Annotated in this window: 11 protein-coding genes; 4 read left to right on the top strand and 7 right to left on the bottom strand. The window is 56.0% G+C overall.

Annotation, left to right across the window (positions count from 1 at the left end):
* Window positions 1–32 precede the first annotated feature (32 nt).
* Complete coding sequence (locus tag AC2IAX_RS14470) at window positions 33–686, bottom strand: class I SAM-dependent methyltransferase (protein ID WP_494390404.1); 654 nt, start codon at window positions 684–686, stop codon at window positions 33–35.
* Between the two features lie 117 nt (window positions 687–803).
* On the opposite strand from AC2IAX_RS14470, the gene AC2IAX_RS14465 reads away from it, so the two are divergent.
* The gene (locus AC2IAX_RS14465) at window positions 804–3,017 is read left to right on the top strand and encodes a caspase family protein (RefSeq protein WP_494388096.1); all 2,214 of its coding nucleotides are present in this window, start codon (window positions 804–806) and stop codon (window positions 3,015–3,017) included.
* On the opposite strand, the gene AC2IAX_RS14460 is transcribed toward AC2IAX_RS14465, so the two are convergent.
* Complete coding sequence (locus AC2IAX_RS14460) at window positions 3,009–3,854, bottom strand: SAM hydrolase/SAM-dependent halogenase family protein (protein WP_494388095.1); 846 nt, start codon at window positions 3,852–3,854, stop codon at window positions 3,009–3,011. The genes AC2IAX_RS14465 and AC2IAX_RS14460 overlap by 9 nt on opposite strands.
* Window positions 3,855–4,148: 294 nt before the next feature.
* Here AC2IAX_RS14460 and pirA point away from each other — a divergent pair, with 294 nt between their 5' ends.
* Window positions 4,149–4,310, top strand: a complete 162-nt coding sequence (gene pirA, locus AC2IAX_RS14455; RefSeq protein WP_190354042.1) for an arginine synthesis PII-interacting regulator PirA — start codon at window positions 4,149–4,151, stop codon at window positions 4,308–4,310.
* 312 nt (window positions 4,311–4,622) lie between these two features.
* On the opposite strand, the gene aguB is transcribed toward pirA, so the two are convergent.
* The 4 genes from aguB to AC2IAX_RS14435 form a co-directional block, all read right to left on the bottom strand.
* Window positions 4,623–5,483 carry an N-carbamoylputrescine amidase gene (gene aguB / locus AC2IAX_RS14450; RefSeq protein WP_494388094.1) on the bottom strand — a complete coding sequence of 287 codons (861 nt, stop codon included), beginning with the start codon at window positions 5,481–5,483 and terminating at the stop codon, window positions 4,623–4,625.
* A gap of 13 nt (window positions 5,484–5,496) precedes the next feature.
* The gene (locus tag AC2IAX_RS14445; protein ID WP_494388093.1) at window positions 5,497–6,120 is read right to left on the bottom strand and encodes a hypothetical protein; all 624 of its coding nucleotides are present in this window, start codon (window positions 6,118–6,120) and stop codon (window positions 5,497–5,499) included.
* A 222-nt stretch (window positions 6,121–6,342) separates the two neighbouring features.
* Window positions 6,343–7,383, bottom strand: coding sequence for an agmatine deiminase family protein (locus AC2IAX_RS14440; RefSeq protein WP_494388092.1), 1,041 nt, complete (start codon window positions 7,381–7,383; stop codon window positions 6,343–6,345).
* A gap of 245 nt (window positions 7,384–7,628) precedes the next feature.
* A complete protein-coding gene (locus AC2IAX_RS14435; RefSeq protein WP_494388091.1) occupies window positions 7,629–7,928 on the bottom strand; it encodes a 30S ribosomal protein PSRP-3 in 300 nt (99 codons plus the stop codon).
* A 270-nt stretch (window positions 7,929–8,198) separates the two neighbouring features.
* On the opposite strand from AC2IAX_RS14435, the gene AC2IAX_RS14430 reads away from it, so the two are divergent.
* Together AC2IAX_RS14430 and AC2IAX_RS14425 are read left to right on the top strand one after the other, a co-directional pair.
* Window positions 8,199–8,993 carry a TIGR01548 family HAD-type hydrolase gene (locus AC2IAX_RS14430; RefSeq protein ID WP_494388090.1) on the top strand — a complete coding sequence of 265 codons (795 nt, stop codon included), beginning with the start codon at window positions 8,199–8,201 and terminating at the stop codon, window positions 8,991–8,993.
* Between the two features lie 96 nt (window positions 8,994–9,089).
* Complete coding sequence (locus AC2IAX_RS14425) at window positions 9,090–11,840, top strand: DNA methyltransferase (RefSeq protein WP_494388089.1); 2,751 nt, start codon at window positions 9,090–9,092, stop codon at window positions 11,838–11,840.
* Window positions 11,841–11,861: 21 nt separating this feature from the next.
* Here the strand turns inward: AC2IAX_RS14425 and murD are convergent, their stop codons facing one another.
* The gene (murD, locus tag AC2IAX_RS14420) at window positions 11,862–13,232 is read right to left on the bottom strand and encodes a UDP-N-acetylmuramoyl-L-alanine--D-glutamate ligase (RefSeq protein ID WP_494390403.1); all 1,371 of its coding nucleotides are present in this window, start codon (window positions 13,230–13,232) and stop codon (window positions 11,862–11,864) included.
* Window positions 13,233–13,281 lie beyond the last annotated feature (49 nt).

Here is a 13,281-nt window from a genome sequence, read left to right as displayed (position 1 = left end):
ATCCCAAATTCAGTGATCCCAAATCCAGCGATCTAGGCAACCGGTTCCCGTTGGGCAATGACAGCATAGAACGGATCACCACCGCCTAGCCCCAACATTTTTAGGAAGGCGGGCCCGCTCGATCGCTCGATCATGTATTTCGGTTTGCCAAAGCCGGGCACATGGTTGAAATATTCACAAACCAGGGCCACCCGATCGGTTTCGGAGCGATCGCGCCAGGCCGCGATCGCCTTTTGATAAAACATCCGATTGGAAAAACTGACAATGGCAATGCCGCCGGGTTTCAGAATGCGATGAATTTCGCTAAAAATTGCTTCTGGATATTGCAAATATTGCACGGAAACCGTATTCAAAACCGCATCAAAATAAGCATCCTCAAAGGGAAGTTTTAAATCCACATTTAAGTTCTGGACGATGTAGCGATCGAGCCGGGGGTTTTTGGCCAATTCCAACCCATTCATTCCATGGCCCACCACTTCCGCAAAGGTTAAATTTTCCGGTAAATGGGAAACCCAACTGCTCATCAAATCCAGAATCTTGGTGTTGGGTTGCAGTTTTTGGGCATAGAGCTGAGTCAGCCGATCAATAAACCCCTCATCCACATGGGTTACCAACCGTGGGTCTTGGTAAAAAAAGTTGTCGTTGCTGTCATCGAGTTTGGTGCGATCGTCGGGACGGAGCAGCATCATGATCGGGCAGAAAAGCGATAGAAATGAGCAATCAATACTAGGGTACAGAAAATTGCTGGTTGAGCCGGGGAATCACCGCGCTAGGATGAGGCGGACGGCGGCGAGTTGAAAGCTATGGCACTTTCGCGACGAGACTTTTTGGGGCGATCGGGAGCGGCGCTGGCCGGATGGGGGCTGGCAGAGGCGATCGCAGCCCAACGGGTGGCGCAAGTGTTGGCGGAACCAACCGGCCGGCGCAAGGCCCTGTTAATTGGCATTAATCAATACGAACCGGCGGCGATCGCCCCCAACGCGGCCTCGGTGGCCTTGGAAGGTTGCCTAAATGATGTGGCCCTCTGGCAAGAACTCCTAACTTCGCGGTTGGGGTTTCAGGCGGCGGATGTGGTGACCCTGACCGATCGGGCGGCGGGGCGGGCCCAATGGCAAGCGGCATTGGAGGACTGCGCGGCGGGACTCCGGGCCGGCGATGCGGTGGTCTGGCAATTCAGCGGCTATGGGGGCCTGTTGGCCGACGGAACGGGCCTGTTGGTTCCGGCGGATGGTCGCTTGCCCACCCTTGCCCGTGAGGCGGTGGCTTCTGTGGAGGCGACCGGCCCCCTGCGCGATTGGAGCGAAATTACGATTCAAGACTGGCTGCGATCGCTGCCCACGGAACGGGTGTTGGGCGTTGTGGATGCGGGATTTGCCCCTGCTCCGGCCCCAACCTGGGTTCGCCATCGATCGCGCCCGGTGCTCACCCCTAGTGTTCTGGATCCAGAAGAACTGGCTTGGCAGCAACAGTTACGCCGCGCCCGATCGGGGCGATCGAGCGCCGCCAGTGGGTGGTGGTTGCGAGCCAGCCAGCCCGATCGCCCCGCCCTGGAATTGCCCCAAGCGGGGTTTGTGGCCGGGGCCTTCACCTGGGCCTTGGTGCAGCAACTTTGGAACAGTCTCCCCGCCAGTACCCTATGGTTTGACCTGGCCCAAACCGCCGCCCGGGTTGCGGATCAAGGGGGCCAGCAACAACCGATCGCCCAACGGCTGGGGGCCGCCGCGATTCGGGAGAATATTGGCGAAAACATTGGCGAAAACATTGGCGAAAACTTGGGGCAATGGTTGGCCACGGCAGCGGGGCCCAGCGCGGGCACAGTCTTGGCCACGGATTCGATGAATCGCATGGTGACGGTGAGCTTGGCCGGTTTGGCTCCTGTGGCCCTGGCGGGAGCCGCCCAGGGCCTGATCCTCGAACCCGCAGCCCCGGCTCCATCGGATGCCACTGCCTCGGTTGGGGGGCTGCGCATCACCGGCCGCAATGGTTGGCGGGCGATCGGGCAACCCGTGACCGAAGACAGTCGCGATCAGCCGGTTGAGGCCTTCACCTGGCAACCGGGGCAACGCTTGCGGGAACGGTGGCGCATTTTGACCCGCAACCTGGAGCTACAGGTGGCTCTGGATCCAAACTTTGAGCGCATTGAGCGGATTGATGCCACCAGCGCCTTTGATGCCTTGTCCCATGTGACGGTGGTGAATCCCGAAAACCGGGCGATCGATGCTTGGTTTGCCCGGGCTGCCCGCCCCACCGCCAATCCTGACCCCAATGGGGACGAAGCCAAAACCGCCTATGGCCTCTGGCGACCGGGCCAAACCCTCTGGCCCAACACGGTGGGCGAAAGTGGCGAAGCGCTCAAAACCGCCGTGCAGCGCTTAGGGCCACAATTACATAGCCTGTTGGCGCGCAAGCTTTGGCGGGCCACGCTAAATCAGGGAGCCGAATGGCCCGTGCGCATCACCCTGGCGGCTTTGGAAACGCCCGATCGCCCCCTTCTGCAATGGAGCACTCTGCCCAATGCTGGCGGTGCGATCGGCCCCAACGGTTCGATCGCGCCGGCCACCTTCACCAGCAGTAGCCGGCCCCAACTCACCCTGGAAAATGCCGGAACCGTTCCCCTGTGGGCCTTGGTATTGCAACTGGATTCCCTGGGACGAACCACCCTAGTGCAAAACCTGGGGCAAGACACGGAGCCAGGCCAAACCCTGTTGGCCCCCAACAGTCGCCAAACCCTCAGTTGGCCCGCTGCCCCCAGTCGGGGCTTGGGGTCTCTGTTAGTGTGGCTCAGTCGAGATCCCCTGGAGCGGGTGCAGGCCAGCTTGCCCAGCCTGCAAACCGGCGAGGGCGATCGCCTGTGGCCCCTGGCCCAACCACTGGCCCTGGCCCGCCAACTGCTGGAAGACCTCCAGCAAATCAGCGTGAATCATGCTGCGCCCCCCGGCCGATCGCCCAGCCCCGATAGCTATACCCTCGACTGTCGGCAATGGATGGCCTGGGAGTTGCCCTTTCGGTTAATTTAGGAACTCCACCACAATTCGATCGCCCCGATTCAAATTCAACCGTTGGGCCGCATTCCCCCCCGCACAGGCCACCTCCACCCAATCGTGGCTACCCACAAGCGCCACAAAATCATGGAGCGATCGGCTGCTGTAGGTGAGTTGCGAGGGAATCAGTTGCTCGCCAATGCGTACCCGCCAAGGGCGATCGCTCACCCGTTGAGCCGGAATGGTGGAAATTAGATTGCCAAAGTGATCCACATGCTGCACCACCCCCTCCAAACTGGCCGGATTGGCCCCGGCCGCCGGATGGGACACCAAGTCCGGCAGCGGCAAATGCACCAAACTGGCCGGGTCGATCGGGTTGCCCAAATCCGCCAACGGAACCCCATTGGCCAAGTGGGCCGCCACCGCCGCAAAAATATCGCGGCCATGGAACGTGTGGCTCGGGTTCGGCAATCGCCAAAAGTTGCGCTGGGTCAGCACCACGGCCGACTCCGCCGGAAATTGCGCCAACAGGCCACTCCAAAGGCCGTTGTCTGGGCCCACCAACCAGCCCCGATCGAAGGCGATCGCGATCGGTCGCCGTTCACCCCCCACGCCCGGATCCACCACCGCCAAGAACACCGTCCCCAACGGAAACGCCGCCGCCGAGTTGGCCAACACAAACCGCGCCGCCCACAAATCCTGAGGGGGAATTTCATGGGTCAGATCAATGGTAGGAATGGCGGGATTGACCTGGGCAATCACCCCCTTCAGCACCCCCGCATAGCCATCGGCCGTGCCAAAGTCCGTCAACAGGGCGATCGGCCGAGGCGGCGCTAACCAAGCGGTGAGGGGAGCTGTTGGGAAAAAATCCATGGGTTACTGGAATATGGGGCCTTTGAACACCATTTGAACATCAGTTACTTGAATCGATTCTGAAAAAAGATAAATTTTCTGTAATAGCTGATACTTTCTGAATCAAAATTACGCTATCTTAGCGATAGAAGGCCCTCTCAGGAGTGGCTAGTGTCGCCAGCCGAAGCTTCATGATTCACTTCTGCAAGCTGAATCATCGCAGTATTCGCGCCTTCTGTCGTCTGGTTGGTCACTTCAACGATCGTCCCAGGCACTCTCAACCCCTATCCACCTTTCGTCGATCGTTTCCTAGCCATGTTTGGAATCCGCCGCAATCGCCCCAACCCCGCCCAAGTTGCGCAAGTTCACCGCGAAAATCTGCGCAAGCTGCTGGAACACCGCATTGAAGTGGCTCGCGCTAAGGGTGACAACGACTTGGTTCGTAGCCTCGAAGCCGAAGCTGAGTACCTGAAATAACCGTCAATCCGTCAATTAAGAGCTGATTCAATTTGTTCAGAATCGCTTGCCGATCGGCGCTTGGGTTCTGCGTTGTCGCAAGTTCCCGCCCGTCTGATCTGCCAAGGAAAAGTCGTCACATCAAAGCTGCCTGGGTCGAAACACCTGGGCAGCTTTGTATTGGGGCTGCTTTCCGCAGTTCTCCCCGCAGCCCAAAGATCCGCGATCGGATGCGTCCCAACCGGGTTTCGATCGATCAGTTTCGATCGAGATTGCGATCCGCCTTGGGCCTGCCACGAACCGGCGACCCAGGCGGCCGTGCGGATGGTTGCTTTAGGCGGATTCCGTCAGCGCCCCATAAAACTCGGGCCGGCGATCGCGAAAGAAGCCAAAGCTGGCCCGATCGAGCGCTGTCTGAGTCAAATCCAACTGAGCCATCAGGATTTCGGGTTGATCGATCGCCCCTTGGGTCAGTAACTCGCCCCGGTGATCGCAAATAAAACTCGTGCCGTAGAACTTTTGCCCATCCTCATTGCCGATCCGGTTGGCCGCCACCACGGGCACAACGTTACAGACCGCATGGCCCAACATGGCCCGCATCCACATCGGCCGCGTATCCAAATTCGGTTCCTGGGGTTCCGAGCCGATCGCCGTGGGATAGAGCAGCACCTCCGCCCCCATCAACACCATCGATCGGGCGCATTCCGGGAACCATTGATCCCAGCAAATACCCACCCCCAAGCAACCAAACCGGGTGTGCCAAACCTTAAAACCCGTGTTGCCCGCTCGGAAATAGAACTTTTCTTCGTAGCCGGGGCCGTCGGGAATGTGGCTTTTGCGGTAGAGACCGAGGATCGAACCATCCGCGTCGATCGTCACCAAGCTGTTGTAGTAGTGCTGGCCGTCCCGCTCAAAAATTGAGGTGGGAATCACCGTGCCCGTTTCCCGCGCCACCTGTTGCATAGCCACCACCGCCGGATGTTCCGTGGCGGGGTAAGCCGAGGCGAAAAATTCCGCCCGTTCTTCTTTGCAAAAATAGGGCCCTTGAAATAATTCCGGCGGCAAAATCACTTGCGCCCCTTGACTAGCCGCTTGACGAGCAGCGGCCACAACGCGATCGATATTGTCCTGCAAATTCCAGGTTTCAAAGGCATCTTGCAAGGCAGCAACGGTGACGGTGCGATGGTTTGTCATGGGTTGAAAGAAGTTAGGAATTAGGGGCAGATTCTTGGAGTTGTGTAGCGATGATGTGATGCAAACAACCCAAGACTAGGTTCAAGGGATTGAGGTAATACCGATCGCGATCGACCGTTAATTGCTGTTGGTGGAGTCGCAAAAACTGCCAAACTTCCCCCGTAGTGACACAGCCAAAAATTTGCGGTAGTGATTCTCCTTGCGATCGATTAAATGCTTCAGCCCCCACCATTTGGGCGGCGCATTGACCAATCCCCGCTTCCACGTCATCTCGCTTGGCTTCCACTAAACAAAAAATCGGCGATCGCACCAGCAGCGCTGTTTTCCCTTTGCCCAAAATAAAATCACATTCGCCGGTTAGTCCCCGATCGCGATCGACCTCAAAATTTCGCCCTGAATAAATTGCTAATTGATCGCCATATTGCCGTTCCAATTCCAACAGCAAAGGCGCAATTAAAAACTCCGATCGCGCCTTTTCACTTCCCCCAGGCAATGCGAGCGATCGCCCCAGATTCAGGGTTTCCAATAACCAAGAACTCGGTTCGATCGGTTGCAAGGTTGGGAACAGGGAATCATAGCGATCGACTAACTCAAACGAGTCCAAGACAACCGCTAACGAAAAGTCACCATAGGCCATAAACCTTGCTCCTAAGAGGATGCTTAAAAAGCTAAAATCGATACGTCACTTGCCTGGCTGATCGACAAAGACAAGGGGCTGATCGATAAAGACAAGGGGCTGATCGATAAAGACAAGGGGCTGATCGATAAAGACAAGGGGCTGATCGATAAAGACAAGGGGCTGATCGATAAAGACAAGGGGCTTAAGCCCCTTGCCCCCAAGACTAGCTGCCCTCGATCGCTAGCGGGGTTGCTGTTGGGAAATGCAGTGAAACGAGCCGCCCCCTTGCAGGATATTTTTGGCGGGTAAACCGATCACGTTCCGATCGCCCCACACCTCGCGCAAATCCCGGGCGATCGCCTGCAAAGCCGCCACCGCTGCCCCATCAAAGGGCGAACCGTATTGGGGCACAATCACCCGCGTATTACTGATATAGAAATTGACATAGCTGGCGGCCATCAGCTCGCCGTCCTCGTCTTCCACGCGACCCGGTGATGGGATGGTCAGCACCTCGATCGCCCGGCCCTTCGCATCTCGTGCCGCCTTGAGGGTGGCGATCGCCTCTAGGAGCGCCTCCCGGTTGGGATCATCGGGGCTGCTGGGCTCCATGCACACCACCGTTCCCGGAGCCACAAACCGCGCCAAATTGTCCACATGGCCATCGGTGTGGTCGTTTTGCAGCCCGTCGCCCAGCCAAATGATCTGCTCGATGCCGAGGTGGGACTTCAGTTTGGCTTCGATGTCGGCTTGGGATAACTCAGGGTTGCGGTTGGGGTTCAGCAAGCATTGGCTGGTGGTCAGCAGCGTGCCTTCGCCGTCGTGATCGATCGCCCCGCCTTCGAGAGTCCAAGGGTGCGGCAAAAAGTCCACGCCCGATTGCAGGGCGATCCGTTCCGCCACCGAGTCGTCATGGTCGAGCAGATATTTGCCGCCCCAACCATTGAACCGAAACCCGATCGCCACCGGTTCCCCCAAGCTGTCGCGCAAAAACAGCGGCCCCGTATCCCGCAACCAAATGTCCCCAAAGGGTTCGTCGTAAACCGTGGCACCCAAAGGTTCCAGGGCGGCTTGGGCTTCCGCGACCTGGGCTGAACCGCAAGCCAGAACATGCAGCGCTTCCCCGCGTGGCTGGCCGGTGGCAGGGTCGCAATCGGCGATCGCCCGGGCCAGACCCAACACCTCCGACTGCACATTGCGATAGGCATCCAGCCATAAATCGGGATGGCTGGGCCAAGCCAACCAAACCGCCGCATGTTCGTGCCATTCAGGAGGGAAATACATGGAAAATGCCGAAAATTGCAGAAATTATCGTAGGAACGAGGGCGGTCAATTGGGAAATGAATGCTGCACTTACCCTAGCCGATCGAGGTGAACAGCCGGTTAAGCTCGACAGAATTCAAACTGCATCCAAACCCAATTCAGCCAAAAATCAAGCGCGATCGCCCTAAGGCCACCGCGCCGATCGAAAGTGCAATTCAATGGGGATTGATCGACAGCTTTGCAGCCCGATCGCCCCCCATTGCTCGCTAGTTGCTGCCCGTGAACACCAAATCGGGAAATTTGTCTTGGGCTTCGGCCAAAGGACGCTTGCGCCCTTCTTCTTGCCAGTAGTTGATAATTTCCGTGGCGCGGTTCAACAATTCCACTCGATCGGACTCCGAAATCCAATGCTTGGATTCCAGCTCCAACTTCAGTTGCTCCCACGCATCGTTCCGCGGCCAGAAGAAATAGGCCGTCAGCGGGCTGGTTCCTTTGCCCACAACTTGATCCACCGCCAAAGCGACGTTTTCTTCAAGCCAGAGAACCTTTAAAATAAACTTCGACAAGCTGATGCCTCCAAGATCGACTGCTACGGGTATTTGGCAAGGGTTCGGCCAGTCGGGATCTTCAGACGAAATTTACGCGACTCCAGCGGGTCTTCAATTCGTCCAGGGCGATCGCAACTGACGACAGCACAGCAGTCTATCGTACCGCAAGGGGGCGGTTGACGATCGCCTTTCCGCAATTGGTGGCGATCGGGTGAGCGTGACAGGGCCCCAAGGTTGCCATGATATGGTTGCGGCTGTTGCAGCAGGATTGCAGATTACTTCCTTGCCATGACTTCCAATTCCCTCCAGGCGATCGCGGTTTTTGACATTGATGGCGTAATTCGGGATGTGGGCCAGTCCTACCGCCGCGCTTTGGCGGACACGGTGGAAGCCTTTACCGACGGTCAATTTCGCCCAACGATGGCGGATATCGATGCGATTAAAGCCGAGGGATCTTGGAATAACGATTGGCTGGCCTCTCAGGAATTTGTCTATCGATTTTGGGAAAATCAGGGGCGATCGCGCGGGGAATTGGCCCTGAACTATGACGAATTAGTTTTGTTTTTCCAACGGCGCTATCGCGGCCACAACCCCGAAGATCCCAGCAGTTGGACGGGCTACATCTGCGATGAGCCGCTGCTGGTCGATCGCGCCTATTTTGAACAGCTCACCGCGTCCCAAATTGGCTGGGGATTTTTCAGCGGTGCAACACCGGCTTCGGCAAATTTCGTGTTGACCCAGCGGGTGGGGCTAAGCGATCCGCTGTTGGTGGCCATGAACGACGCGCCGGAAAAACCCGACCCCACGGGTTTGCAAATGGTGGTCGATCGCCTGGAACCGGCCGGGTTGCAACTGCCGGTGATTTACGCAGGCGACACGGCGGCGGACATGCAAACGGTGCTGAATGCGCGTAAAGTTGCCCCCGATCGCCGTTGGATTGCGGTGGGCATTTTGCCGCCCCATGCCCTGGTGGATGCGGCCACGCGAGATCGCTACACCGACACCTTGAAAGCCAACGGCGCGGATTTCGTGCTGTCGTCGGTTACGGAATTAACGGGCGATCGAATTCGGGCTTGGCATTAACTGCGGCGGCTTCGATCTTGAACGAGGCCTTGAACTCAGCATTTGGCCCGACAATAGGGAGCAGTTCGATCGCACATTTCCCATGGCTTTGCCCCTATGGCTTTGATTGATCCGGCTCCGTTGTTGGCCTTTTCGGAAGCAGCAAAAGTTTTTCAAGGCGATGAAAAAGGCGAGGCCCAAACCTTTTTGAATCGCTTTTTTGCGGCCTTTGGCTATGCGGACGCGATCGCGGCGGGGGCGGTGTTTGAAACGCGAGTGGCCAAGGGCAGCGCCAGCGGCCACACGGGCTTTGCGGATTTGGTGTGGCGATCGAGCGACAAACCGCCCCGGCCGGGGGTGCTGTTTGAAATGAAAAAACGCGGCGAACCCCTGGAAAAACACCGTCGCCAAGCCTTCACCTATTGGGAGCGCCTGGTTCCAAACCGGCCGCGCTACGTGGTGTTGTGCAATTTCGATTGGTTTTGGATTTACGATTTCGACACGCAAATTGATGAGCCGGTCGATCGCATTGCTTTGGCAGATTTAAGCCAGCGATCGAGTGCGTTTGCGTTCATGAAGCCGGGTGAAACAAAGCCGGTTTTTAACAACAATCAACAGGAAATTACCCAAGAAGCTGCCATGCGGATGGGGCAGCTTTATCAGGATTTAGAGAAGCGACTTTGCACGAAGCTAGGCAATTTTAAGCCGATTGATATTCAGCGGTTTGTGTTGCAGTGCGTTTTGGCCATGTTCGCGGAAGATCGGGGGCTGTTGCCGTCGGATTTGTTTACGCGCTGCGTTTTGGACTGTTTAGAGGGTGAGAGTTCTTATCAGATTCTCGGTGCGCTGTTTGATGAAATGAACCGAAACCATATCGCTCCTGCGGGTCGGTTTCAGGGGGTGGGCTATTTCAATGGTGGTTTGTTTGCCAAGGTGTTGCCGATCGAGCTGAACTCGAAGGAGCTAGAAATTCTGAAGGTTGCGGCCCAAGAGGATTGGAGCCAGATTCGACCGGCTATTTTTGGCAGCATTTTTGAGGGCACGGCGAATGGCGATGAGCGACGGGCCCATGGAATGCATTTCACTTCGGAAATTGACATCATGAAAATCGTGCGGCCGACGATTTCGCACTATTGGGAAGCGAAGATTGAGGCGGCCAAAACGGTGAGCGATTTTGAGCGGCTACACCAGGAGCTAACGGATTATCGAGTTTTGGATCCGGCTTGTGGGTCGGGAAATTTTCTCTATGTGGCCTATCAGGAAATGAAGGATCTGGAGAAGGTGATTCTCGATCGGATCTGTGATCTCAAACAGTCGGTGCAAATGCCGCTGAGGTCGGTGAGTCCGCTGCAATTTTTTGGGATGGATATTAATTCGTTTGCGGTTCAGTTGGCGCAGGTGACGATGACGATCGCCCGAAAGGTAGCAATCGATCGGCTCCAAAGCGCAGAAGAAGCGCTGCCTTTGGATACGTTAAACCAAAATATTGTGCAACAAGATGCACTTTTTGACCCTTGGCCCCAAGCGGATGCCATCATCGGCAATCCACCCTTTTTAGGTGGCAATCGAATGCGAAAAGAATTAGGAGACAAATATGTAGATCGAGTATTTAATAAGTTTCCTGACATTAAAGGACAAGTTGATTTTTGTAGCTATTGGTTTCGACTATCTCATGATCACTTACTTGAAAATGGTCGTGCAGGATTGGTCGCGACAAATTCTATTTCTCAAGGGCTTGCTCGTATTGCAGCTCTAGATTACATTACGTCGAAAAATGGAATTATCTATAATGCAATTTCGACACAGCCATGGTCAGGGGAAGCAAAGGTTCATGTGAGCATTGTTAATTGGATCAAATCACAAGAAATTTCTGATTTAATTTTCTACCTGGACAATAGCCAAGTTAAATCTATCAATAGTCAACTCAAATCAAGCTCGGATGTGTCATCTGCTATTCGTCTTCAGGCAAATCAGAACTTTTGCTTTGAAGGCGTAAAGCCTGTTGGAAAGGGATTTCTTATCTCTGAAGATCTTGCACTGGAATGGATCAGGAAGAATTCCAAAAACAAAGAAGTTTTAAAACTGTTCTCTATGGGATCAAACTTGGCTAAACATCCTCATGGGAAGCCAGATCGATGGATCATTGACTTTGAAAACCGATCAGTTGAAGAGTTAAATCAATATCCAGAACCACTAAAACATGTTGAACTTTATGTAAAGCCTGAGAGACTGGATAACAGGGAACAGATCTTAAGAGAAAAGTGGTGGCGATTTAAAAGAACTCATGCAGCGATGAGGAATGCAATCAATCCTCTACCTTTTTACTTCGCTGTTCCAGAGGTCTCTAAATGGGCTATCTTTATTCCTTGTGCAAAGGATTGGCTAGCGGGAAATAAGTCAAAGCCTGTAGCCTCTGATGATTTTTATGTTTTAGGGATTTTGCTTTCTTCTACTCATCGCGCTTGGGTTTCTGTGCAAGCTTCAACTCTCAAAGCTGACACAGCCTATACCCATAACACTTGCTTTGAAACCTTTCCCTTTCCCCAAAACCCCAGCCCAAAAATCATCAACGACATTCGACAAATCGCCCAGGACTTGCACGATTACCGCACCCAAATCATGGAACAACGCCAATGGGGAATCACCCAACTCTATAACGGCTATTTCCACGAACCCGCCAGCGGCCTCGCCAAACTCCACACCAAACTTGATAAAGCCGTCCTGAAAGCCTACGGATTCAAAGCCAGCGACGACATTCTAGAAAAACTGTTGGCGCTGAATCTGGAATTGGCAGAAAAAGAACAACAAGGCGAAGCGATCGTCGGGCCCTGGGCGCTCGATCGGCCCCCAGGCGATCGGTCGAATTAGCAATCAAAGCCAAACCGTCTCTTAGCTTTGTTGGGCAATCCAATCGAGACAACATTGGCGGAAATGATCGCCCCGAACTTCAAAATTCGGGAACTGGTCAAAGCTGGCACAGGCAGGCGACAACAACACGATCGGGGCTTGGTGTGCTTGGGCCAACTCAGCAGCCCGAGGCACTGCCCGATCGAGCGTTTCCACAATTTCCGTAGCCCCATAGCCAGCCGCTTGCAGATTGGCTTGGAAGGTTTCGGCCGCGCTGCCAATGAGCAAAACGGCAGCGGCTCGGGACTGAATGGCCGAAATCCAGGCGCGATCGTCCCCTTCCTTGGCCTCGCCACCCGCAATCAGGATCGCCGGTTGGGCCACCGCCTTCAGCCCCACTTCAGCCGCGTCGTAATTGGTCGCTTTGCTGTCGTTGATGAAATCGATGCCTTGCCAACTGCCCACCCGCTCCAGACGATGGGGCACACCGGGAAAGTCGCGCACCGCCTGGGCAATGGTTTCCGGGGCAATGCCAGCATAGTGGGCCGCAGCCACGGCCATCAGCAGGTTTTGTTGGTTGTGGCGGCCGGTCATGGCCAGGGCGCTCACGGGCACGATCGCTTGGCCAGCCACCACAGCCCAACCGTCTTCGACCCAAGCCCCCCGATCGGGGTTGGCGGGCAACTGGTCGCGCCCGGCCACACTCGTCCAAATCGCGTTGGGATAGGGGGCGATCGCCTGGGCCCTCAGGGCCGGATCGTCACCGTTCAAAATTTGCAGGGCCGCTCGATCGAGCAGGCTGGCTTTGATGTTGAAGTAGTTGTCTAGGCTGTAGTGGCGAGCCAGATGGTCGGGGGTGAAGGTGGTCCAAATGCCAATTTTGGGGGCCAGGCTTTGGGAGGACTCAATTTGGTAGCTGCTGACTTCGGCAATCACCCAATCGATCGGGTCGGCTTCCGGCAGGGCCAAACCACAGGCGGCGGCTCCGATGTTGCCACAGGCGGGCGCTTGCAAGCCGGCCGCTTGGAAGATGGCAGCCGTGAGGGCGGTGGTGGTGGTTTTGCCGTTGGTGCCGGTGATGGCCACCCAAGGGGTTTGTTGCAGGTTGCGCCAAGCCAACTCCATTTCCCCGATCGTGTCGATGCCGAGCGCCCGGGCCCGGGCCACACCGGGACTATCCCAAGGCACACCGGGACTGACCACCACTAAATCCGGCCGCGGCTCGATCGGGTCGGGGTTGAAGGTGTCGCCCAATCGGACTTGGATGCCCAACTGGGTGAGCATGGCTTCGATCGGGGCCAGGCGATCGCCCGTTCCCCGATCGCTCACGGTCACCTGCCAGCCTTGGGCCGCCAACAGTTGCGCCGCCGCCACCCCGGATTTACCCAATCCCACAATCCAAGCCGTTTGCACGCTCAACACTCCCGTTTTGTTTCTGAACTGCTGTTTTTGAAATCAGGCT

The sequence above is a fragment of the Limnothrix sp. HT2024 genome, assembly GCF_059138625.1.
The sequence above is the reverse complement of the archived record's forward strand: the minus strand, read 5'-3'. Positions and strand labels throughout refer to the sequence as shown.